Here is a 24,610-nt window from a genome sequence, read left to right on the forward strand (position 1 = left end):
TGACCGCTAATTAGTTTGCCATTAGCTCTTATTAAAACTTACTTGTTATGAAAAAGCTATCTTGTTCGGGCCGTGTTCATCCATTTTTTTTGATCATTATTATAATGTTGGTCTCAATTCCAATGGGTTTTTATGGCATGTATCTCTATATTGCCCCATCTTTGCCGCAAATGACAACTCTAAAAAAGGCGCCATTACTAAAACCTTTACAAGTTTATAGTGCGGATAACCAACTCATTTCGGAATACGGTGGCAAGCTATCTGTACCCGTAGATTACGATCAGATCCCACGAAGTTTTATTCATGCCTTCTTAGCGGCGGAAGATTCTTCTTTTTTTGAGCATAGTGGTATCAGTTTTAAAGGTTTAGGACGTGCAGTCAGTGAAAGTATTACTGGCTCAAATGTCCAAACGGGTGGCTCGACCATCACCATGCAAGTGGCAAAAAACTATTATCTCAGTCCCGAGCGTACATTAAAACGTAAATTGACTGAGGTTTTTCTAGCCCGAAAAATTGAACAAAATTTGACGAAAGAGGAAATCTTAACCCTCTATGTCAATAAGATTTTCTTAGGTAAAAATGCCTACGGTATCGCAGCGGCAGCTAAAATCTACTACAACAAAAGCTTAGATGAACTCAGCATTGCGCAAATGGCAATGATTGCAGGTCTGCCTAAAGCGCCGTCTAAATACAATCCAGTGGTCAACCCCGAACGTGCTTTAGAACGTCGTAACTGGATTTTGGGTCGTATGCTCCAGCTAGGCTACATTAACCAAAGCCAATATGAAAAAGGCATTGCAGAACCAATTAACCTCGATATGCCTGACCGCGGGGTAAGCAACCGATTTCCCTACATCGGTGAAATGGTCCGTAGCGAACTGATTGAAAAGTTCGGCGAGCACGCGATTGACTCTGGTTATAAGGTTTACACCACCATCAACAGCGAACGCCAAGCCTATGCCGAACAAGCGGTACAAGATGGTTTAGAAGCCTATGACCGTCGTCATGGTTGGCGTGGTGCGGAAGCCCATGACAAACCCTTAAGTAGCTTTAGTGCTTTTGCCAATACCTTCCCTGCCGAAGTCACCCGTGTGAATCAAAATAGTTTTGATGCCTTAATGCAAGATGGCTCAACAGTAACCGTGCCATGGTCTGGCATGTCTTGGACACGTCCTTATCGCAACGCGAATGCCGTAGGCGGTACACCATCAAGAGCATCTCAAATTGTTAAAGTGAAAGACATCGTACGTCTGCGCCCCAATGACAACAAAACCTCATGGGCTTTGGTGCAACTGCCTAAAGTTCAGGGCCAACTGATTGCACTTAACCCAAACAATGGCGCTGTAGAAGCACTGGTTGGTGGTTATAATTTTTATCAATCTAAATTTAACCGAACCACCCAAGGCTGGCGCCAACCAGGTTCAATTATTAAACCCTTTGTCTATGCACTCGCTTTAGAGCGCGGTATGACACCGTATAGCATGGTCAATGACAGCCCAATCACGATTGGGAAATGGTCACCACGCAATGCCGATGGCCGCTATTTAGGCATGATTCCCCTGCGTCGTGCACTCTATTTATCGCGTAACACCGTGTCAGTTCGACTCCTGCAAACCGTGGGCATTGAACGTACACGCCAATTGTTCATGGACTTCGGCTTAACTGATGAACAGATTCCACGCAACTACACGATTGCACTCGGAACACCTCAGGTTTTACCAATTCAAATGGCTACTGGATACTCAGCCTTTGCCAATGGCGGTTATCGTATTCAACCGCACTTCATTAATCGTATTGAAGATGCCTATGGCAAGATCATTTATCAGAACAACCCTGAATATGCATGTATCAGTTGTATCTCTCAACAAGAATCAAAGCCTCAGTCTGCTGACACCATCACGCCTGATGATGAAGTAATTGAAGTCACCAACCAAGAGCTGAACCCTGCTGAAAAATCGGCAAATCCTGTTGAGATCAACAGTGACTATCGTCAAGCGCAACGTATTTTAAAATCTAGCTCTGCTTATGATATGGCGAATATTTTAAAAGACGTGATTCAACATGGTACAGGCCGTGCTGCGCTGCGTATTGGACGAGATGACTTGGGCGGTAAAACAGGAACCACCAATGATGCAAAAGATGCTTGGTTTGCCGGCTTTAATGGCAAATTGGTCACTGTAGCGTGGGTTGGTTTCGACCAACCAACAACTTTAGGACGCCGCGAATACGGCGGTGTGGCTGCGCTTCCAATTTGGACGGACTTCATGGGCAAAGCCTTACAAGGCACGCCTTCGGCGTGGGTTCAACTCGATGCCAAAGCCAAAGCACCGATTCAACGCCATCAGAAAGAAACACCTCAGAGTAACTTAGGCCCAACCCCACCTTTGGCGCAGCCGTTGTATCGCCCTGCACCGGTGGTAGTTCCACGTGCTCCTGAGCATGACTTTGATGATTTGCCGGGTGAAGAGGAAACGCTGGTTCCAAAGAACAGCACCCCACCCACCATGCAAGCACCCAAAGAACAACCAAAACCTAAATCGGATGCGCTCGATCATTTGATTGATCAAGTCCAATAATAAAAGCCCGCATCTGCGGGCTTTTTTATACTTATGCTTTTTTCTGAAACAGTAAAATTTGATACTGTGCCTGTAGTTCAAAAGCTGTTTGAGCCTCTAAAGCTTCACGGCGCTCTTGTTTCGCCTTATAGGCATAAGGTGTCATGGCAATCAGGTTTTTTAAGTCCTGCTGATTAAGCTTAAGATCAGCATCAACAACATCATCACTCACCAAATCAAACGCATCACTCAACTGCTCTACAAATTTGCTCGGTTCATGCGGCTTCACCTCTTCGAACAAAGCCTCACGCATGGCATATAAATGCTGAGGCGCAGGCGTCACCACCAACAAATATCCTTGCGGTTTGAGTACCCTTAAAATCTCTTGTATTGGAATCGGGCTAAACAAACTACTACATAAATCAATCGATTGATCCAACACGGGTAAAGTTGCTCCTGTACCCACTACCCACGTGATATTTTTATTGATTTTCGCAGCCACTTGCACTGCATTTTTTGCAATATCTACACCGACACATTGCAGTACCTCCGACTGCATTGCATCGGTGTAATAGCCTTCACCACAACCAATATCGAGTAAATTTTCAATACGTAACTCACGTACCTTATTGATCACTGCTTGCTGTAAAGGCGCGTAATGACCTGCACTTAAGAAGGCACGGCGGGCTTGTACCGACTCACGCGTATCCCCCGGATTTTTGCTGTGCTTGTGTTGAACGACATGCAAATTGACGTAGCCTTGTTTCGCCACATCATAACTATGTGAATTCGCACAGCGCCATGTTCTTTCGTTTAAAGTTAAAGCCTCACGACACACAGGACACATGAGCAGATTCATTATTTTCTCCAAGACCTTACCTCAGGCATAAAAAAAGCCGGCAAATACCGACTCTTTTCATACTTTTGCTTAACGCAATTTTAAGGTCATTAGACCTAAAACTACCAGCATAATTGTGATAATCCAAAAACGAATCACCACTTGGGTTTCACGCCAGCCTTTTTTCTCATAATGGTGGTGTAATGGTGCCATCAGGAATACCCGTTTATTGCGCATTCTGAGGGAACCAATTTGCAAGAAGACTGAAATCGCTTCGACCAAAAACACACCAGCCATAATGGCAAAGACAATTTCCTGACGAACCATGACCGCAATTGTACCGAGCATTGCACCCAATGATAATGCGCCCACATCGCCCATAAAAACCTGTGCAGGGTGTGCATTAAACCAGAGGAAGGCTAGACCCGCGCCAATCATGGCTGCACAAATCACCACCAACTCAGAAGCAAAGCGCACATAAGGAATATGTAAATAATTGGCAAAACGGACATCACCAGCCAAATATGCAAATACACCTAAACCCGCTGCAACAAGCACTACAGGCATAATCGCTAAACCGTCCAAACCATCGGTCAGGTTCACGGCATTTGATGCACCATTAATTACCAAATAGGTGAAAATGATAAAACCAATACCCAACGGAATCACCGACAAAGGAATACTTAAATCTTTAAAAAATGGAATCAGCAGATCCAGCATATTTGCGGTATGCACAGGATTGCTCTGTTGTTGCGCAATTACATATAGCGCAATACCTGCGCCCAATGATGCAAGCGACGTCCAAAAGAACTTTTTACGGGCAGGTAAGCCTGCATTGTCTTTATAGCGAATCTTGATCCAGTCATCGGCCCAACCCACTGCACCAAAAATCACCATCACTGCCAAGACAATCCATACATAAGGGTTGGATAAATCTGCCCACAACAGTGTGGAGATACCAATTGAGAGTAAGATCAACACACCACCCATGGTTGGTGTGCCCATTTTTTTGGCATGATTTTCAGGAGCATATGAACTCACGGCTTGACCATATTTGAGTGCTTGCAACTTGCGAATCATCACAGGACCGAGCACTAGACCAATGGTCAGTGCGGTTAAAACACTGAGCAAAGAACGCAATGTTAAATAACGAACCACCTGAAACGAACTATGGTAGCCCGCCAGTTGTTCAAACAACCATAACAACATTTAGAGTTTCTCCATCAAATCAGCCATCAACGTTTCCATATGGGTATAACGAGAACCTTTAAACAGGAAACTCATAGACTGGGGTTGATGTGTTTCAATTAAACTGAGTAAGAACGGCAAAGCCTGCTCTTGAGTTAAAAAAGCCTGCATTTTTTTGCCATATTGGGTGCTGCGTGCACCTTCTTGTGCCGCAGGTGCAAATTCACCGACAGCCACCACGAAGTTCAGCCCTTTCACTGAGACCAAATCGCGCCCCAGCATATAGTGCTGCTGTGCAGCAGAGCTACCTAGCTCACCGATATCACCCATCACCATCACTCGAACCCCCTCTTGCTGTGCAAGCACTTCAGCAGCGGCACGCATAGAGGTTGGGTTGGCATTGTAGGTATCATCAATCAACAAATGACGGCCTTGTTGAATAAAGTTCAAACGCCCTTTTGCACCGACCGCTTGCTCAAGGCCAAGCACAATATCATCCAAGCTAATACCAATCGCTAAAGCAAAAGCTGCCGCAGCAGTTGCATTTTGAACATTATGCTCCCCAGCAAATGGTAAATTCACCTGACGCACGCCTTGCGGGGTATTTAGCTTAAACGTTGCAGATTGTGCCTGTAACTCAATCTCAGTGGCAAAGATTTCACCACCCGCACCAAAGCTGAGCACCTGTTCAGTTTGCACTGCTTGGCGAATGCTATCGGCAAAATCATCGGCTGCAGGAACAATTGATGTGCCATTTGGAGCAATATGCGCATAAATCTCAGACTTAGCACGGCAGATGCCATCGCGTCCACCAAACTCACCCAAGTGTGCTGTACCAATATTGATAATGCCTGCAACCAAGGGCTGGACCAAATTCGAAGTATAGTCAATTTCACCTTGATGGCTTGCACCCAACTCCATCACTGCATATTGATGCTCTGGATGTAATTCCAATAACATGACTGGCACACCCAAGTCATTATTCAGATTGCCACGGGTCACCAACGTTGGTGCTATACGTGACAAAATACTGCCTAACATTTCTTTGGTGGTGGTTTTACCACTACTACCCGTCAGCGCAATCACTTTTAGCTGTGGGTTTTGTGCACGGCGATAAGCCCCCAGTTGTCCCAATGCCAAACGTGTATCGGGCACCACCAACTGACAAACCTCTGCATCTATAGGCTGACTCACAATGGCCACTTGGCAACCTTGTTCAGCAACTTGCGTAATAAAAGCATGTGCATCAAAACGTTCGCCTTTGAGTGCTAAGAAAGCATCTCCTGCTTCTGCATCACGTGAATCCGTCAAAATGCGTTTAATTTCAGTATTTGGCGCTTGATCATTTAGCCAATAACCTTGGGTAGCTTCGAGCAACTGTGCGGCGGTCCATGACACTAAAGGCACTGTGCTTGTTGTTGAGGTATGCATACGACTTCCTTAGTGTGCAGGATAAGCAGAATCAGTAGTGTGGTGCTGTGTATCAATCGCGGATTGCACTTCGACGACATCGTCAAACCAATGCCGAACACCCTCTATTTCTTGATAGTTTTCATGACCTTTGCCTGCAATCACGACAATATCACCCGCTTGGGCCTGTTGAACGGCAAATTTAATCGCTTCACGACGATCATGGATTTCATGAACCACACGGTTTGAGAAATCAATCCCCGCTTTCATATCGGCAAAAATTTGCTCAGGATTTTCTGTACGTGGGTTATCTGAAGTCAACAACACCACATCTGCTCCGTTTAATGCTGCTTGGGTCATGAGTGGCCGTTTGCCACGGTCGCGGTCTCCACCACAGCCAAATACTGCCCAGAGTTGCTGTTCCACATGGCGCTTCAACGTACTTAAGACTTGCACCAGAGCATCAGGCGTATGCGCATAATCAACCACAAACAAACGCGCATCATCACGAATCACTTGCATACGACCTGGCGCACCCTTGAGCTGTGCTGTTGTAGCAACCACATCGGCTAAATCAAAACCCGCTTGTTCAACCATAATTAAACTGGCGACCAAATTTTCAATATTAAAATGACCCAATAATGGGTTCTGTACCTGATATTCGGCCTGTGCCGTACACAAGCTAAAGTTTGCATCCGTCAGGCTATATTGAATATTCTTTACCAGATAGTCTGCAGGCTGCGTGGTTGAATAAGTTAAAATTTTCGGTTGGGCTGGATTATTTTGTGCCGCTTGAATCATGACTCCAGCATGCTCATCATCCAGATTGATGACTGCAACTTTCAATGATGGAAATTGAAATAAGCGAGATTTAGCTTCGGCATAGACCTCAAGCGTGCCATGGTAGTCCAAATGGTCGCGACTTAAGTTGCTATATGCAGCAATTTCAATTTCACTGCCCGCTAAACGGCCTTGTTCCAAACCATGTGAAGAGGCTTCAATCGATGCAAATTCAGCACCTTGCTTGGCATAGCTATGTAGTGCATTTTGTAGATGCAGCGCATCCAAGGTGGTATGCGACGATGCTTCTAAATTGGGCAAAATGCCATTACCTGTCGTGCCCATTACCGCACATGATTTGCCTTGTAGCATCAACAGTTCTGCGACTAAACGAGAAATGGTGGTTTTACCATTGGTTCCTGTCACCGCTAAAATACGAGCAGGCTGTACTTGGCTAGTGGCCAACAAAAATTGCTTTTGCCAGCCTCCCATCAAGTGACGCACATTCGGCACCACAATACTGTTTGCAAGTGCAAGCTCAGTTTCACTCACCACTGCTAAAGCCCCTTTGTCCAAGGCTATTTGCGCAAACTGCTCTGTTTTCTCAGGTTGTGAAAGTGATGTCAGCGCAATAAAAATTTGCCCTGCCTGTACTTTACGACTATCAAGAACAAAACCTTGAAATGGCTGTGCCATCCATTCAGCGCTTAAGTTAGCGGTGTAGAGTTGTTGAAATGTAATGGACATTCATCACCTATCTCTTGATTACAGGAGCATCTAAAGGTTTATCTAAAGGCACGTTCATTAAACGTAAGGATTCTTGCATAACACGGGCAAATACAGGCGCAGACACCGTACCACCATAGTAGGTCCCTTGCGGGTTTTCGACCACAACCACCATCGCTAAACGCGGGTCGCTGACTGGTGCAACACCGGCAAAAAGTGCACGATATTCATTGGTTGAGTAGCCTTTACGGTCAGCACGTAACTTATGCGCGGTTCCTGTTTTACCACCTACACGGTAACCCGGAATGGTTGCACGAGTCGCGGTACCACCCGGTAAGGTTGCCGTTTCCATCATCAACAAAACTTGATCCGCAATTTTTGGATCAATCATTTGTTCACCACGGGGAGGCGCATCTAACTTATACAAACTCAAAGGCATTTTCACACCTTTGTTAGCCAACATGGCATAAGCATCCACCATTTGCAGCACAGTCGCATTTAAGCCATAGCCATACGCCATGGTCGCCACTTCCGATACATTCCATTTACTTGGTGGAAGAATTAAACCACCACTTTCACCCGGGAATTTAACAGCTGAACGCTGACCAAAACCGAGACGTTTATAAAAAGTCGGTAAAGTTGCATAAGGGAGAGACAAAGCAATTTTAGCCACACCCACGTTAGACGATTTTTGAATAATCCCGCCCAAAGTCAGTGGACCGTAGTTATGCGTATCTCGAATGGTGTGGTTACCGACCCGCATTGAACCCGGAGTGGTATTGACCACAGTATTCGGCATATATTTGCCGCTTTCCAAGGCCATTGAAATGGTCAAAGGCTTCATGGTTGAACCCGGCTCGAAAGAGTCAACCGCACCACGGTTACGCATGGCGTCTTTATTGGACAAACTGTTTTTATCGTTCGGGTTATACGACGGCCACGACGCCATCGCTAAAATTTCACCCGTTTTCACATCGACCGCAATCGCTGTTGCAGAACGAGCATTATTGGCTACACCAGCAGCGGTCAGTTCACGGTACATAATGTACTGAAGGCGCGAGTCAATACTGAGCGTAATATTTTCACCCGGCTCAACTTCTTTAACCACTTCAGCATCTTTAAAACGATTGCCCTTTTTATCTCGAACAATTTGCTGCTCACCATCAATACCCGACAGGCGTTGATTCAGCTGCATTTCTAAACCTTCAATGCCCGAACCTTCACTGTTGGTCAAACCAATAATTTGCGCATTCGGTTGTGGCTGCGGATAGTAACGCTTGTAGTTCTTTTCGGTATACACCCCTTGGAACTCACGTTTCGCAATCAGTTCAGCTTGCTGAGGTGGCACTTCTTTTTTTAAGACCAAGTAGCGCGAACGCGGACGTTCATTCAGTTTGCGCTTCAGTTCCGCACGATCCATGCCCACGGCATCAGCCAGTTCATCCAGATTTAGGTTTTTGTCTGGTAATTGACGCTTCAATTTACGATTGTGTGGATCTTTGGCTAATTCAGCGGTAATTTCATCAAACAGTTTTTTATTATCAAAATAATCACGCGGGTCAATCACCACTTTCATAATCGGCGTACTGATCGCCAAAGGCACACCATGACGATCATAAATCACACCACGCATGGCTTTAATTTTTTCTGTTCTTAAAATATTGGCATTGGCTTTATTTTGCAAAAACTCAGTATTAATAACCTGTACGTAAAAAGCACGTCCAACCAAAGCAATAAAGCAGGCTAAAACCACAGCCCACATGAGATAAAAGCGCCACATTTCAACCTGTAGAGCCGATTTTTCAGTCACCGCTTGCTGTTTTTTACGAGTGGGTTTACGCTTTTCTACCATGTTACAGCGGCCTTATTTTTTGTCTTCTGAAGTCGTGGGTAAAGAAATCACTACGGTTTGCGCCGCAGGTGGTGAATACATCCGCAGTTGCGTCACTGCGCGTGTTCCAATTTGTGCAGTTGCACCAAAAGTTTGCTGTTCAATCAGCAAACGGCCCCACTCTGCATTTAAGTCATCACGCTCGCGCATAAAAGAGCTCATTTCGCGATAGTCATGACGGTATTCAAACACTTGGAACACCACCATCATGGCACTGATAAACACCAGCACCAATAAAATGACATAGGCAATCAGCTTCTTAAACTTTAACTTTGTTGGAATTTTTTCAACGACTTCAGTTTTCATTATTCGCCTTTAAGTGCTAAGCGCTCTGCAACTCTAAGCCATGCACTACGTGAACGTGGATTAGCTTTAACCTCTGCATCACTTGCTTTCACACGTGATACTTTCTTTAAACGACGCGTATCTGGTCGTTGTTGTGGCATACCCCAACCCATATCTTCCTCAAGTGTCGACTCTTTTTGAATAAATTGTTTAATTAATCGATCTTCTAAGGAATGGAAGCTAATCACAGCCAAGCGACCATTCGGTTTTAATACGTCTACCGCTTGCGGTAGGAAAACTTCAATATCTTCTAATTCTTTATTAATGGCAATACGAATTGCTTGGAAAGTTCGTGTTGCGGCATGTTTATTTTTTTCCCATTTCGGGTGCGCTACTTTCACAATTTCAGCCAACTGCGCTGTGGTTTCAATCAATCCGGCCGCTTTAATCGCTTTGGCAATACGACGGCTATAACGCTCTTCACCATATTGAAAAATAATATTGGCTAACGCCTCTTCCTCAATATTAACCAACCACTGCGCTGCGGTTGGACCTTTTGAATTGTCCATACGCATATCCAGTGGTCCATCTTTCATAAAACTAAAACCACGCTCCGCCTGATCAAGCTGCGGTGAAGACACGCCCAGATCGGCCATAACCCCATCGACCAAGCCAATGCCGCGTACTTCTAACTCATGTTTAAGGTCAGCAAAGCTGGCATGAATAATTTTAAAACGTGGATCTTCTTGTTCTAAAATCGCGGCTGTTTCCAGTGCTTGCGGGTCTTTATCAAAACCATAGACACGTGCATTTTCATCTAGCTTAGACAACAGCAAACGCGTATGTCCGCCACGACCAAACGTCCCGTCAATGAAAATCCCTGTATTGCGATCTGCTACCAAAGCATCAACAGTTTCGTGAAGTAATACAGAAATATGCGACATAAAGACTCAATATGATCGGAAGGAAAAATGTAACTGCACATTATTACCTTGTTTTAACAAAGCTCCAAACGACTTTTTGTAGGGAAATATTACTTTTCATAGACAAAACCGTTTTTAAACGGCATTCATTATCAAAAAAGCCTCCCAAGGGAGGCTTTGTAAGCAGCAGCTGAAATAATTAACTGGATTATTTACGGCTATTATAGATTTGGTCGAAAGTCGCCCCATTCACAAAGTGGGTCTTTTGAGCATTGGCCCAACCACCAAACACTTCATCAATGGTGAAGGTTTTTAACGGTGGAAATTGCGCTTTATATTTTTCTAAAACCGCAGCATTACGTGGACGATAGAAGTGTTTCGCCGCCATTTCCTGACCCAGTGGTGAATATAAATAGTTGATATAACCCTGTGCTAACCACTTGTTGCCATTTTTCGCCACGGTCTTATCCACGATTGCCACCGAAGGCTCGGTTAAAATCGAGATCGATGGATAAACAATATCGAACTGATTTTTACCTAAAGTTTTTTGTGTCACTAAGGCTTCATTTTCCCAAGTCAATAACACATCACCAATGCGACGTTCTGCAAAGGTGGTCATAGACGCCCGTGCCGCAGAGTCCATGACTTTCACGTTATGGTACATTTTACCTACGAACTCTTTGGCTTTGGCCTCATTGCCACCAGGTTGTTTCAGTGCGTAACCCCAAGCAGACAGATACACCCAACGTGGTAGACCACCTGTTTTAGGATTAGGCGTAATAATTTGTACACCCGGTTTGGTTAAATCAGACCAGTCCTTAATTTTTTTCGGGTTGCCTTTGCGTACCATGAACACAATGGTCGATGTATAAGGTGCAGAGTTATTTGGGAACTCTTTTTGCCAACCCGGCTGAATTTGACCTGATTTGACAATTTCTTCAATGTCATTGGCTAAGGCCAAGGTCACCACATCCCCTTTTAGACCATCCACGACCGAACGGGCTTGTTTACCTGAACCCCCGTGTGACTGTTTAAAGTCAACCGTTTGTCCTGTACGACTTTGCCAATAAGCACCAAAGGATTTATTGAACTCATCGTAAAATTCACGTGTTGCATCATAGGAGACATTGAGCATAGTACGGTCAGCTGCTTGAGCTGATGTCATACTGAATGTCAGACCTGTTGCCACTATGGCAGCAGCCCAGAGAGATTTCAAATGCGTTTTCATAGCGTATTAAATTAAATATCAAGAATTATGCTAAATATATGAGAGGTGGATCAGGAAATTTGAACAACACTTATAAGTGATATTTTGCTCCCCAAATGATGTTATAAACATCAATATATGGAGTATTTTATGACACGTAGACCAAGAAGAAATCATTCAAATGACTTTAAAGCTAAGGTAGCACTTGCTGCGATTAAAGCAGAAAAAACACTTGCTGAATTGAGTGCTGAATTTGATGTTCATCAAAACCAAATTATTGACTGGAAAAATCAATTGATCTCAGCTTCCTCGCAAGCTTTCGATCAATCAAAAGCTCCATCAGAACCCCCCATTGATCTTAAAAAGTTACATGCAAAAATCGGTGAGCAGGCATTAGAAATTGATTTTTTAGAAGGTGTGTTGAAGAAACTGGGCCGCTTCAACCACAAAAGTTAATCGATGACTCACTTCAGATTTCAGTATCTAAGCAAGCTAAGCTGCTGAAAGTCTCCCGTGGTTGTTATTACTATCGCCCAAAACCTGTGAGTGAATCAGATCTGAAGCTGATGCGCTGTATGGATGAGTTACATATGCAATACCCTTTTGCAGGTAGCCGGATGATGCGTGATTTATTGAATCGTCAAGGACATCATATAGGACGACGTCATACACGTACTTTAATGAAGAAAATGGGCATTAATGCGTTATATCGTAAACCAAATCTAAGTCAGGCCAATCAAGCTCACCGTAAATATCCATATCTGCTCAAAGGATTGGCTATTCAGCGCAGTAATCAAGTGTGGTCTACGGATATAACGTATATCCCTATGGCAAAAGGCTTTGTTTATTTATGTGCTGTGATTGATTGGCATAGCCGCAAGGTACTTGCGCATAGGGTATCGATTAGTATGGAGGTGGATTTTTGTATTTCGGCTTTAAATGAAGCGATTGAAAAATATGGATCACCTGAAATATTTAATACAGACCAGGGCAGTCAGTTCACCAGTGATGCATTTATTGATGTATTGAAATCAAATGGCATTCAAATCAGTATGGATGGTAAAGGTCGATGGATTGATAATGTGATGGTTGAACGGTTATGGAGAAGCGTTAAATATGAAGAGGTGTATCTCAAAGCTTATAGCAGTGTCACCGATGCGAAAAAGCAATTAAACGCATATTTTGAATTTTATAATTTGAAACGACCTCATTCGAGTCTGGACAAAATGACTCCAGATGAGTTTTACTATGACCAGCTACCACAACAAAATAAGGTAGCTTAACTAGAGCAGAATATCACTTATAAATAAGCTTTTAGTTGTTCAAACAAGTGGGACCACCTCTATATGCGTATATCCACTTTTATGTCCGAACGTGATCTCATTAAACCGCAGCACGTTTATTTTTCAGTATAAATTTGATCAAAGATCGCACCATTTACAAAGTGAGTTTTCTGCGCTTTGGCCCACCCTCCAAAGACATCATTAATATTAAAGGTTTTTTGCTTTGGAAATTGCGCAAGGTATTTGTTCGCCACTTGTTTATTTCGTGGACGGAAGAAATGCTTCGCCGCCAACTCCTGCCCTTTTGGCGAATACAGATAATTTAAATAGCCCTTGGCCAAATTTCGATTGCCGTTTTTGTCGACGGTTTTGTCCACAATCGCAACTGACGGTTCCGCTAAAATCGAAATAGACGGATAAACAATATCGTATTTGTCTTTACCGAGGCCTTGGGTTGCCAGTAAAGCTTCATTTTCCCAAGACAACAACACATCACCTATGCCTCGTTCAGCAAACGTGGTCAATGAACCTCGTGCACCAGAATCAAGGACTTTGACATTTTGATAAAGTTTTTTCACCAATTCTTTGGCTTTAGTATCATTACCTCCCGGTTGTTTTAATGCATACCCCCAAGCCGATAAATAGATCCAACGCGGCGCACCGCCTGTTTTTGGATTTGGGGTAATGATCTCAACCCCCGGCTTGGTTAAATCATTCCAGTCTTTAATTTGTTTGGGATTACCCTTACGCACTAAAAAAACAATGGTTGAAGTATAAGGTGCAGAATTATTTGGAAACTCTTTTTGCCAGTTTTTATCAATTTTAGGACTTACGCATTGACGGATTCAAAAAAGTATTAAAATACTTTATAAAGTATCTGTGATCAGACGAATTAAAAATGCTTCTACAGCAACTTGTACTCTACCCATTTATATGGGCTTTCTCATGACAGAACCGAACTCTATTAGCTGCACACAACTTGCCGAGACTTATAATATCTCGCATGATAGTGTAAATCGCTTTCTAGAGCGTGAAGACTACACACCTCACGACCTATATCAAGAAGCAATTCAACATATTGATAATAATAAACTTATAGTCAGTATTGATGATACTGTTTTAGATAAACCATATAGTCAACATATGGACTTAGTTAGCTATTTTTGGTCAGGCAAACACCACCGATCCGTCAAGGGTATTAATCTCATTACCTTGTATGCGACAGATCAAAATGGTCAAAATATTCCAATTAATTTCCGAATTTATGACAAATCTGAAAGTAAAACCAAGAATGATTACTTTATGGATATGTTAAGTGAAGTACTCAGTTGGGGTGCAAAGATTCAATTTATTACAGGTGATAGTTGGTATTCATCGACTGGAAATCTAAAAACCATAAGAAAATATGGTATTCGATTTATGTTTGGTATCGACTGTAACCGTAAGGTTTCCCCAGAAAAAGGACAATGGTTTCAACTGCGTTTATTGCCAAATTTCCATCAGGGTCAAGTGGTCTGGCTCAAAGATTTTGGCTTTGTACAATTATTTAAGACTCAGTTAAAAGAACAGCAGAGGTTTTATATTGTGCATCAAGATGAAGATGATTTATTGTCCTTTGAGGGTTTTCATGAATTACATTCAAGTCATTGGAAAATAGAACAATATCACCGAGTGATTAAACAGGTTTGTCATATTGAAAAGTTTCAAGTAAGACGATCTAAACTGATTTTGAATCATATTTTTTCAGCCTTGATGGCCTACGTCGAGATACAAAAGAACCAGTTTGAGCGGATCTTTGAAAATGTATATCGTTGGCAGAAGAAATTATTTAGACCAATCATCAAAGACTTCATTGATGACTTTATTCTCGATAAAAATCATCTGCTACCACAGAGAATCTATAAATGATAGTGCGTAAGTCCTAAATTTGTCCAGTATTCACAATTTCATCAATATCATTGGCCAAGGCCAAGGTCACCACATCTGCTTGTAGACCCGTTGCAACGGCACGTGCTTGCTTGCCCGATCCACCATGAGACTGCTTAAAGTTGACCTCCTGCCCAGTTTTACTTTTCCAATACTGTCCAAAGACTTGGTTATATTATTGATAAAACTCACGTGTTGGGTCATAGGACACATTTAAAAAATCTTTTGCTGCATAAGCACTGGCTGCAAAGCCCCCAAGTAATACTAAAATAGATGTCGCTAATATTTTTTTCATTGCTTTATACTCGAACTGATTTTGCTCACTATATAAACAACAAAAAGTCAACACAATCATCTATTTACAATTAATTAAGGTTTTTATATCTGATAAAAAGATATCTCTAAAAGGACTATTTTGTGCACTTTAAGGATAAGCCCATATCCATCCTCCACAGATCAAGCTCAAAATCTCCATGCTATCTCCACAGTTATTTGGTACAAAAAGCCAAATGATTTATATTTGATGTTTAAATGTCAATTTAGCCCAAATTTGTTTATAATTTTGTAAATTGTGTGACACAGTTCTACTTTTTTATTTGTGAAATCGGTTAAATTGAAACTAGATTACCAATGACTTTAATAAAAATCTGTTCCAATACCATGTTGAGAGGGGGAAAAGGACATGAAAGCAACATTTTTACATACCGTTACGTTGAGTATCGGCTTGGCTTGTTTTAGCCAACTTGGACATAGTGCAGCCATTCAAAGCAATGATAAAGCGATGATGCCCACTGAAAAAACATCGTTGATTGAAAAAGCACTCAGCCAACAAAAAGGCAGTGATAGAACTACGATGACGGATACTGATTTAAAAATCATGACCTCAATCAAAGTTGCGCCGACACAAAATTTCTTTGCTACACAAAACCAGCGCTTTAGCCGTTTTGTGCAATCATTGTTCCTCTAAATTAAAAATAAGCAACAGCGTCATAACCTCTCTCAAGTTATGACATTTGCACATAAAAGCCTGATCACTGAATGTTGAATTAAGCATTAAGTGGTCGGGCTTTTTCGTTATAATAGACCTCAATTTACATTCTGAATCATAATTGGCTATGACTGTTCGTACTCGTATTGCACCCTCTCCAACTGGCTTCCCGCATGTGGGCACAGCGTATATTGCGTTATTTAACTTATGCTATGCCAAGCAACATGGTGGTGAATTTATTCTGCGGATTGAAGATACCGACCAACTTCGTTCGACTCCTGAATCTGAAAAAATGATTTTAGATTCATTGCGTTGGTTAGGATTGAATTGGTCTGAAGGTCCAGACATTGGCGGGCCACATGCACCGTATCGCCAGTCTGAACGCATGCATATTTATAAACAATATGCACTGGATTTGGTTGAAAAAGGTCATGCGTTCTACTGCTTTGCAACGAGCGAAGAGTTGGATCAAATGCGTGCAGAACAACAGGCACGTGGTGAAACACCAAAGTACGATGGTCGTGGTTTAAAATTATCTGCTGAAGAAATCCAAAGCCGCCTTGCTGCAGGTGAGCCACACGTGATTCGTATGAAAGTGCCAGAAGAAGGCATTTGTACAGTCAATGACTTACTGCGCGGGGAAGTAGAAATCCCTTGGGCACAAGTGGACATGCAAGTCTTGCTTAAAACAGATGGTTTACCGACCTATCACCTTGCCAATGTTGTCGATGACCATTTGATGCAAATCACCCACGTTTTCCGTGGCGAAGAATGGCTGCCTTCTGCACCTAAACATCAGTTGCTGTATCAATACTTTGGTTGGGAAATGCCTGTACTGGGTCATATGCCATTATTACGTAACCCAGACAAATCAAAACTGTCGAAACGTAAGAATCCCACTTCTATTAATTACTACAAAAATATTGGTGTCTTGCCTGAAGCCTTGTTGAACTACTTAGGCCGCATGGGCTGGTCGATGCCAGATGAACGCGAAAAATTCACATTGGCCGAGATGATTGAACACTTTGATATTCAACGTGTATCCCTCGGTGGTCCAATTTTTGATGTGGAAAAACTGAATTGGCTCAATGGTCAATGGATCAAAGGCTTAAGCCCTGCTGAACTGTTAGATACCTTATTGGCATGGAAAGCAGATCGTAAGATGCTCGAAGACATCGCTGCAGCGATTCAACCTCGTATCAACTTACTTTCAGAAGCGGTGAACTGGTCTGCACACTACTTTAACCAGTTCCCAAGCTTGACCAAAGAACAGTTTGAAAGCAAGAAACTGAGCGAAGAACAAGTTCGTCAAAGTCTTCAATTTGCGATTTGGCGTTTGGAAAGCATGTTCACATGGAACAATGACACCGTAAGTCAAACCTTGATGGACTTAGCCAGCCAAATGGAAATTAAGCTCCGTGACTTTATGCCAGCGTTCTTTATTGCGATTGCCGGTTCAACCGCTTCGACTCCAGTGATGCAAACCATGGTCACCATTGGCCCTGACTTAACCTTCGCGCGCTTACGTCATGCCCTTGAAATTGTGGGTGGTCCTAGCAAAAAAGAAGCAAAAGTTTGGGAAAAACTCAATGAAAGCCTAAAATTGCCGAAAAATGACGCAGTTGATGAAGCTTAATTGATTTTTTAGTTGACGCATGGGCGTTATATCCCTAATATAGCGCTCACACAGAGAGACGGTGTTAACCACTCAACGTGATGCCTCAATAAGTCCCTATCGTCTAGAGGCCTAGGACATCGCCCTTTCACGGCGGTAACCGGGGTTCGAATCCCCGTAGGGACGCCATATTTAAGATGGCAACATCTGGTAAAAAACCCAAGCATTATGACTTGGGTTTTTTATTACCTCAAATTTATCAGCACTTCATTACCGCACTTTTTTGGCTTTCCGCTCCAATCCGATTAGAATACAGCATAGATTCGAATTTTGGAGTTGTAATGCAATATCGTTGTCCTCAATGTCAAAGCCCAAAAATTATGCCAGTTGCTCAAGCAGGAGCTCCAGCAACACGCCCTGTCGTGCCTAAAAGTCTGGTTTTTTTAGTTCCAGCCATTTTTGTATTATTACTTTTGGTGCTCATTAGCATCGCAATGTGGCTATTCGGGGATGGCGCTGGTTCAACATTACAAATTACAACGGTTGTGGTTTTCATCGTGTGTGTAATTGCAGGCTTCCTATTTTACCGCGACCTTCCTGATTTTAAGATTTCAATGCAAGGCTTCATGCAGTCTCAGAAAAAATGGAAATGCCGTGAATGCGACCATGAGTGGGAAATCTAAGCCTTAACTTAGAACCCGCATCCAAAAGGGGGAGTCTATGCACTCCCTTTTTATCTACTCAAAGAATAAATAATAATTATTATCACCTGTTAGTTTTTCTCGATATAATCAAAAACCTCATCTTACGAAATATTTTTAGGCCTAGTCTCTATGAAAAACGCTCTACTCTGCACACTCTTGTTCTGTTCAGTGGCTCAAGCGCATGAACCCTATGTCGCTCCACTGGCGTATCACACTGAAAATACCCAAGTCCCTGTATTGAGCGCCTATGCGGAACAAGCCTTTCATCCTGAATATGCCCTAAAAGATATTTCATTCAGCGTTTTCCAACCCAACCAAACACAGACTACGATTCAAGCACAGAAGCACTTAGAATCTGCAACTGCATTTGATCTTAAGCTACCGGAAAAAGGCACCTATACCATTTTTGCCAAGACTTCATATCCAATTGAATATGTACAACATAATCGTCAATGGAAAATCTTTGCCGATGTCGCAGCAGACAAAGTCCCTGCCCTAAGCGAGCGTGACTATGTCATACCAAGTGACTTTAAAGGCAAAGTGCCAAGTAAGGTCTCTACGGTTCGCGAATGGAGCATTCAAAGCTATGTGAGCAAAGACAGCACCTCACCTGTTGCTATAACGCCAGCCCCAATTCAAGTCAACTTTAAAACCCATCCAAACCAAATCACGGTGCAACAGCCTGTACAACTACAAATTACTCAAGCAGGCAAAGCTCTTGCACACGCAGAACTCATGGTTCGTGCTCAAGGTGAGCTTGAGCAGCAAGCAAAAAGCACACCTGTGGATGCACAAGGCCATGCCACACTCACTTTTGCACAAGCTGGGCAATACCTAATTGAAGTGAGCGAAAAAGTCGATGCCAAAGCAAAACCTAAAAATCAGTATTACACCATTATCAGCTTACAAGTGAATACCCCTAAAACGCCTTAAGCGGCAATTGCTAAGCATAAAAAACCAGCCCGAAGGCTGGTTTTTTTATGCGGGGAAATTAACCGCCAATTTTCTTGTATTTGGTCCGTTTTTGAACTGCAGCATCACCCAAACGCGCTAAACGATAGGCTTCATACTCAGCATAGTTACCTTCGTAGAATTCAGGCTGTTCGTTTTCAAATGACAAAATGTGCGTTGCAATACGGTCAAGGAACCAACGGTCGTGCGACACTACCATTACCGTACCTGGGAATACAAGAATTGCATCCTCAAGTGCACGTAAGGTTTCGATATCCAAGTCGTTCGATGGCTCATCCAGTAAGATCACGTTTGCGCCCATTTGCAGGATTTTCGCAAGTTGTAAACGGTTACGCTCACCACCTGACAACTCACCTACACGCTTCTGCTGGTCTTGACCTTTGAAGTTAAAGCGACCGATATAAGCACGTGATGCAATTTCATAATCGCCAATTCTTAAGATATCCAAACCGCCAGAAACTTCTTCCCAAACGGTTTTGTTGTTATCTAAGGTGTCACGAATCTGACCCACATACGCTACTTTAACCGACTCACCCAAAGTCACCGTACCTGTATCTGGCTGTTGTTCACCAGTCATCATACGGAACAGTGTGGTTTTACCCGCACCGTTTGGACCCACGATACCCACAATTGCTGTAGGCGGTACGGTAAAGCTTAGGTTTTCGTACAGTACGCGACCATCAAATGATTTGCTGATGCCTTCCACTTCTACGACTTTATTGCCTAGACGTGGGCCAGGTGGAATATAGATTTCAGAAGTTTCGTTACGCTGTTGGAATTCGCGTGAGTTAAGCTCTTCAAAACGCTCCATACGCGCTTTGTTTTTCTTTTGCTGACCTTTCGCATTTGAACGAACCCATTCAAGTTCTTTCTTCAATGCTTTAGCAAAAGATTCTTCTTGCTTGTTCTCTTGCTCTAGACGCGCATTCTTTTGCTCTAACCAAGAAGAATAGTTGCCTTGATATGGAATACCCATACCGCGGTCAAGCTCAAGAATCCATTCCGCTACGTTATCCAAGAAATAACGGTCGTGCGTAATCGCCACGATGGTGCCGGCAAAGTCTTTCAAGAAACGCTCTAACCAAGACACAGATTCTGCATCTAAGTGGTTCGTCGGTTCGTCTAGAAGTAACATGTCTGGTTTAGATAAAAGCAAACGACACAATGCAACACGACGACGCTCACCACCTGAAAGTAGGGTCACATCTGCATCCCAAGCTGGTAGGTTCAAGGCAGCTGCAGCTTGATCCATTTGGTTGCTCAGGTTATGCGCATCCCATGAATGGATAATCGCTTCAAGTTTTTCTTGCTCTTTTGCCAATGCATCAAAGTCTGCATCTTCTGCTGCATATTCAGCAAATACTTCGTCCAAACGCGCCAAAGCATCCAATGGTTCACGTAAACCATCTTCTACGTTTCCACGGACATCTTTATTTGGATCAAGTGGCGGTTCTTGTTCTAGGTAACCAATTTTGATACCCGGTTGCGCACGCGCTTCACCAGAGAAATCTTTGTCTACGCCCGCCATAATACGAAGCAAGGTCGATTTACCTGCACCGTTTAAACCAAGTACACCAATTTTTGCACCTGGGAAAAATGACAAAGAGATGTCTTTTAAGATTTCGCGCTTAGGCGGAACCATCTTAGACACTCGGTTCATCGTATAAATATATTGGGCCACGTAGGACTCCTCAATAGAAAAACCAAAAAATCGCAAGAAGCGAAAAAATATTTGCGGGCATTATACGATGAATACGTTGAAAAAATAAGGCATGAAACCGATCTTCAATGCAATGTTACAACTTTCAGCACGGTTGTTTTTTAAACTCTCTCTTTATCTCACTTTTCCGCAGACGAGGAGCTGATCGCAGCTCATCTTTATGAATTTTTTAGATAAATATTCATTATTTTCACACTTTCACTCATATTCATTGATGGTAGACTGTGCAATATTTAACTCACGCAGATGAAGTCCCATGACCTATAAAGATGAAACTTTGGCTATCCATGCTGGTTATAGCCCCGAAGCCACCACCAAAGCAGTGGCCGTACCAATTTATCAAACCACGTCTTATGCCTTTGATAATACGCAACATGGTGCGGATTTATTTGACCTTAAAGTCCAAGGCAATATTTATACCCGAATTATGAACCCGACCACTGCGGTGCTAGAACAACGTTTGGCTGCACTCGAAGGAGGCATTGGCGCGTTAGCCTTGGCTTCTGGTATGGCAGCCATTACTTACGCCATTCAAACCATTACCGAAGCAGGGGACAACATTGCTTCAGTATCGACCTTGTACGGTGGCACTTATAACCTGTTTGCCCACACTCTACCGAAACAAGGTATTGAAGTCCGTTTCTTTGATTATCAAGATCCAGAAGCCCTACGCGGTTTAATTGATGCAAAAACCAAGTTGGTCTTTGTTGAATCGATTGGCAATCCACTCGGCAACATCATTGACCTAGAAGCGATTGCCAAAATCGCGCATGAATGTGGCGTGCCTGTGGTGGTCGATAATACTGTCGCAACTCCTGCGCTGCTGAAACCTTTTGAATATGGGGCAGATATTGTGGTGCATTCCTTGACCAAATATATTGGCGGGCATGGTAACTCGATTGGTGGAGCGATTGTCGACAGCGGTAAATTCCCTTGGGGCAAGTATCCTGAGCGCTTTAAAGTGCTGAATACGCCAGACCCAAGCTATCACGGCGTGAACTATGTCGAAGCTTTAGGCGAAGCAGCTTATATCGCGCGTGCCCGCGTGGTACCACTACGTAATACTGGCGCTGCGATTAGCCCTTTAAGCGTGTTCTTGATTCTACAAGGCTTAGAAACGCTAAACCTGCGTATGGAACGTCATACTGAAAATGCGCAGAAAGTCGCAGAATATTTACAAGCCCACCCCAAAGTGAAATGGGTCAACTATGCTGGCCTGAAAGATCACCCTCAGCATGGCTTGGCGCAAAAATATGTCAAAGGAAAACCTTCGGCAATTTTATCCTTTGGGGTACAAGATGGCCGTGAAGGTGGCACCCGCTTTATTGATGCTCTGCAACTCTTCACTCGCTTGGTCAATATTGGCGATGCCAAAAGCCTGGCCTGCCACCCTGCCACCACCACACATCGCCAACTGAATGAAGCAGAATTAAAGTCTGCTGGAGTGAGTATTGATATGGTGCGTTTATCTGTAGGCATTGAACATATTGATGATTTGATTGCAGATTTAGAGCAGGCCTTGGCTCAAGTCTAAAATACAGAGTGCTAAACTTAAAACCTCAATCACATGATTGAGGTTTTTTATACACTTGTCTTTTATATTTATAGCCCTTTCACTTTGATTGAATTCGTGGTAAAAACAAGTAATTAGAACAAATAAAATAGAGCTTTTGCTCTAAAATTATTTATTATTTCAATAACTTATGCCGTGATATTTTTAAGCAGTTTAGGTATTATACCGTGAAGGAAAGCCGCTACATTTCTCAGAAAATGCAGCCTTAATAATCGAATATAAAAATAGCCATAACCCTCAAATATTTGACTTAGATCAGGAATGATAACGTGAATTCAAGAATGGATAGACTTTTTAAAGAACGTGTAAATGGAAAAACCGTCTTAATTACAGGCGCTTCAAGTGGTATTGGTTTAACCGTTGCGCACAAACTGGCTGACGCAGGAGCACACGTCCTTTTAGTTTCGCGCACCAAAGAAACATTAGAAGAAGTTAAAGCAGAAATCGAAGCCAAAGGCGGTTCAGCTTCTGTTTTTCCATGTGACCTAAATGATTTAGACTCGATTGATAAAGTTTCTAAGCAGATTTTAGCTTCAGTCGATCATATTGATATTTTAATTAATAACGCAGGTCGTTCAATCCGCCGTGCTGTACATGAGTCAGCGGAACGCTTCCACGACTTTGAACGCACCATGCAGCTTAACTACTTTGGTGCGGTACGTTTAGTCATGAACATCCTGCCACAAATGATGATTCGTCGTGATGGGCATATTATTAACATTAGCTCGATTGGCGTATTAGCAAATGCCACTCGTTTCTCGGCTTATGTGGCGTCTAAAGCCGCATTAGATGCATTCAGTCGCTGTCTTTCTGCCGAAGTGCATTCACATAAAATTGCGATTACTTCGGTGTATATGCCTTTGGTACGCACCCCGATGATTGCGCCGACGAAAATTTATAAATACGTCCCAACTCTTTCACCTGAACAAGCAGCAGATCTGGTTGCTTATGCGATTGTGAAGCGTCCGAAGAAAGTGGCAACTAACTTAGGGCGTTTGGCATCAATCACTCATTCAATTGCACCAGACATCAACAATAAGCTCATGTCGATTGGTTATAACTTATTCCCAAGTTCTACCGCGTCTGTGGGCGAACAGCAAAAACTCAACTGGGTACAAAAAGCGTATGCACGTTTGTTCCCAGGTGAACACTGGTAAGTTTTCTTACAATTTACCCAACCTTTGATTAAAGGTTGGGTAACTCAATTTTTCACCACTCTTTTATAGCCCTTAATATTCGCTTAAGAAAAAAAGTCCACCATAAGAGCAACAATAAAAGGGGAAAAGAAATGCAGGCACTTTATTTATTCAAGCTTTTTTGCTTCATCTTTGCTGCAATTACCACTTTTAATCTATATACAGAACTCACCCTCTCTCATATTTCAATCTGGCAAGTGCTGATTCATGGCGGTTTGCTGATGATCTTGCTCGAATTTGGCTTTAAGAGCCAACGCGCACCACAACAGACTACCCCACTAACGAGTGAAATACGCTCACTAGAAACAGAAACTGGACCAACTTCACAACCCCCAAGCATGTATAGCAATATTTTTTCAAAAATAGGTTTAATCTCCATTTTTTCCAGCCTGATTGGACAAAGCCTAATCAGTTAAGGCACATACCCTTTTTTGTGGACAAAAGATAAAGACGACGCGACCCTTCTACTTTTTGTGTTATAAACAGCCGTCTTTTTTTATTTTGTGAATTTATGCGCGCTTTTACTTTCGTACTGCAATATGTGTGTATCGCTTTTGCGATTTATCTCTGCTACCGAGTAGGCAGTAGCCTGTATTTACAAGATTATGTGATGATGGATATCGTGGCCAATGTCGGGACGATTCTAATCTGTATCGATCTTGCTGTTTTCCTGTGGCATAGCCGTAGTACACAAGCCATAAGCCTCAAAGATTATGCTACTCGACTGGAACAACCCGCTCCAACTTTTGTCAAAGTTTGCCGAAAGCTTGGGCACTTTGGCATTATGTTGATTATCACCAGTTGGATCGTGCCCATCATCAACGGATAAA

20 protein-coding genes, 1 tRNA gene and 2 pseudogenes are annotated in these 24,610 nt (G+C 42.9%); 12 read left to right on the forward strand and 11 right to left on the reverse strand.

Annotated features, from left to right (window positions below; translation table 11 throughout):
* Positions 1–47 precede the first annotated feature (47 nt).
* Positions 48–2,576: a penicillin-binding protein PBP1a gene (ponA, locus tag AC4CUX_RS05630; RefSeq protein WP_005401356.1), complete on the forward strand. Its 2,529-nt coding sequence runs from the start codon at positions 48–50 to the stop codon at positions 2,574–2,576.
* A gap of 31 nt (positions 2,577–2,607) precedes the next feature.
* Here the strand turns inward: ponA and AC4CUX_RS05635 are convergent, their stop codons facing one another.
* The 8 genes from AC4CUX_RS05635 to AC4CUX_RS05670 form a co-directional block, all read right to left on the reverse strand.
* Positions 2,608–3,414 (reverse strand): putative RNA methyltransferase, encoded by an 807-nt coding sequence (locus AC4CUX_RS05635; protein ID WP_039890567.1) that lies wholly within the window; start codon positions 3,412–3,414, stop codon positions 2,608–2,610.
* 69 nt (positions 3,415–3,483) lie between these two features.
* Positions 3,484–4,602 (reverse strand): phospho-N-acetylmuramoyl-pentapeptide-transferase, encoded by a 1,119-nt coding sequence (gene mraY / locus AC4CUX_RS05640; RefSeq protein ID WP_004691502.1) that lies wholly within the window; start codon positions 4,600–4,602, stop codon positions 3,484–3,486.
* Entirely contained in the window at positions 4,603–6,012 is a 1,410-nt protein-coding gene (locus tag AC4CUX_RS05645) for a UDP-N-acetylmuramoyl-tripeptide--D-alanyl-D-alanine ligase (protein WP_005401358.1), read from the reverse strand.
* 9 nt (positions 6,013–6,021) lie between these two features.
* On the reverse strand, positions 6,022–7,518 hold the full coding sequence (locus tag AC4CUX_RS05650) for a UDP-N-acetylmuramoyl-L-alanyl-D-glutamate--2,6-diaminopimelate ligase (RefSeq protein WP_490792226.1): 1,497 nt from the start codon (positions 7,516–7,518) through the stop codon (positions 6,022–6,024).
* 7 nt (positions 7,519–7,525) lie between these two features.
* Positions 7,526–9,349: a penicillin-binding protein PBP3 gene (ftsI, locus tag AC4CUX_RS05655; RefSeq protein ID WP_010327652.1), complete on the reverse strand. Its 1,824-nt coding sequence runs from the start codon at positions 9,347–9,349 to the stop codon at positions 7,526–7,528.
* Positions 9,350–9,361: 12 nt separating this feature from the next.
* On the reverse strand, positions 9,362–9,694 hold the full coding sequence (gene ftsL, locus AC4CUX_RS05660) for a cell division protein FtsL (protein ID WP_004691506.1): 333 nt from the start codon (positions 9,692–9,694) through the stop codon (positions 9,362–9,364).
* Entirely contained in the window at positions 9,694–10,617 is a 924-nt protein-coding gene (gene rsmH, locus AC4CUX_RS05665) for a 16S rRNA (cytosine(1402)-N(4))-methyltransferase RsmH (RefSeq protein WP_058951622.1), read from the reverse strand. The genes ftsL and rsmH overlap by 1 nt, the downstream gene beginning before the upstream one ends.
* 187 nt (positions 10,618–10,804) lie before the next feature.
* Positions 10,805–11,824, reverse strand: a complete 1,020-nt coding sequence (locus AC4CUX_RS05670; protein WP_490792227.1) for a sulfate ABC transporter substrate-binding protein — start codon at positions 11,822–11,824, stop codon at positions 10,805–10,807.
* A gap of 129 nt (positions 11,825–11,953) precedes the next feature.
* Between AC4CUX_RS05670 and AC4CUX_RS05675 the strand changes: the two genes are divergently transcribed.
* Positions 11,954–13,086, forward strand: a protein-coding gene (locus AC4CUX_RS05675) for an IS3 family transposase (RefSeq protein WP_490792228.1) whose coding sequence is annotated in 2 segments (ribosomal slippage) — positions 11,954–12,206 and positions 12,206–13,086 — 1,134 coding nt in all. Because the reading frame shifts where the segments join, the coding sequence is not laid out codon by codon here.
* A 116-nt stretch (positions 13,087–13,202) separates the two neighbouring features.
* Here AC4CUX_RS05675 and AC4CUX_RS05680 read toward each other — a convergent pair.
* Positions 13,203–13,907, reverse strand: a pseudogene (locus AC4CUX_RS05680) (sulfate ABC transporter substrate-binding protein); the annotation flags it as partial.
* A 58-nt stretch (positions 13,908–13,965) separates the two neighbouring features.
* Between AC4CUX_RS05680 and AC4CUX_RS05685 the strand changes: the two are divergent.
* On the forward strand, positions 13,966–14,994 hold the full coding sequence (locus tag AC4CUX_RS05685) for an IS701-like element ISAba11 family transposase (protein ID WP_490738355.1): 1,029 nt from the start codon (positions 13,966–13,968) through the stop codon (positions 14,992–14,994).
* A gap of 16 nt (positions 14,995–15,010) precedes the next feature.
* On the opposite strand, the pseudogene AC4CUX_RS05690 reads toward AC4CUX_RS05685, so the two are convergent.
* Positions 15,011–15,307: pseudogene (locus AC4CUX_RS05690) on the reverse strand (substrate-binding domain-containing protein); the annotation flags it as partial.
* 387 nt (positions 15,308–15,694) lie between these two features.
* Between AC4CUX_RS05690 and AC4CUX_RS05695 the strand changes: the two are divergent.
* From AC4CUX_RS05695 to AC4CUX_RS05715, 5 genes are all read left to right on the forward strand, one after another.
* Entirely contained in the window at positions 15,695–15,979 is a 285-nt protein-coding gene (locus tag AC4CUX_RS05695) for a hypothetical protein (RefSeq protein ID WP_058870430.1), read from the forward strand.
* A gap of 148 nt (positions 15,980–16,127) precedes the next feature.
* Positions 16,128–17,636 (forward strand): glutamate--tRNA ligase, encoded by a 1,509-nt coding sequence (gltX, locus tag AC4CUX_RS05700; RefSeq protein ID WP_062032187.1) that lies wholly within the window; start codon positions 16,128–16,130, stop codon positions 17,634–17,636.
* Positions 17,637–17,728: 92 nt separating this feature from the next.
* Positions 17,729–17,804: transfer RNA gene (locus AC4CUX_RS05705), tRNA-Glu, on the forward strand.
* A 152-nt stretch (positions 17,805–17,956) separates the two neighbouring features.
* On the forward strand, positions 17,957–18,298 hold the full coding sequence (locus tag AC4CUX_RS05710; protein ID WP_178895771.1) for a hypothetical protein: 342 nt from the start codon (positions 17,957–17,959) through the stop codon (positions 18,296–18,298).
* A 150-nt stretch (positions 18,299–18,448) separates the two neighbouring features.
* Positions 18,449–19,252: a DUF4198 domain-containing protein gene (locus tag AC4CUX_RS05715; protein ID WP_201952692.1), complete on the forward strand. Its 804-nt coding sequence runs from the start codon at positions 18,449–18,451 to the stop codon at positions 19,250–19,252.
* Between the two features lie 58 nt (positions 19,253–19,310).
* Here AC4CUX_RS05715 and ettA read toward each other — a convergent pair whose 3' ends face one another.
* Positions 19,311–20,972, reverse strand: coding sequence for an energy-dependent translational throttle protein EttA (gene ettA / locus AC4CUX_RS05720; protein ID WP_004691537.1), 1,662 nt, complete (start codon positions 20,970–20,972; stop codon positions 19,311–19,313).
* Positions 20,973–21,267: 295 nt separating this feature from the next.
* On the opposite strand from ettA, the gene AC4CUX_RS05725 reads away from it, so the two are divergent.
* The 4 genes from AC4CUX_RS05725 to AC4CUX_RS05740 all read left to right on the forward strand — a co-directional run bounded on the left by AC4CUX_RS05725 (position 21,268) and on the right by AC4CUX_RS05740 (position 24,609).
* Entirely contained in the window at positions 21,268–22,545 is a 1,278-nt protein-coding gene (locus tag AC4CUX_RS05725; protein ID WP_201952695.1) for an O-acetylhomoserine aminocarboxypropyltransferase/cysteine synthase family protein, read from the forward strand.
* Positions 22,546–22,865: 320 nt separating this feature from the next.
* A complete protein-coding gene (locus AC4CUX_RS05730; protein ID WP_017396913.1) occupies positions 22,866–23,741 on the forward strand; it encodes an SDR family NAD(P)-dependent oxidoreductase in 876 nt (291 codons plus the stop codon).
* A 131-nt stretch (positions 23,742–23,872) separates the two neighbouring features.
* Positions 23,873–24,196, forward strand: a complete 324-nt coding sequence (locus AC4CUX_RS05735) for a hypothetical protein (protein ID WP_224216387.1) — start codon at positions 23,873–23,875, stop codon at positions 24,194–24,196.
* A gap of 95 nt (positions 24,197–24,291) precedes the next feature.
* On the forward strand, positions 24,292–24,609 hold the full coding sequence (locus AC4CUX_RS05740; protein ID WP_004691542.1) for a hypothetical protein: 318 nt from the start codon (positions 24,292–24,294) through the stop codon (positions 24,607–24,609).
* Position 24,610: the final 1 nt, after the last annotated feature.

The organism is Acinetobacter sp. 231_lipA, assembly GCF_058243005.1.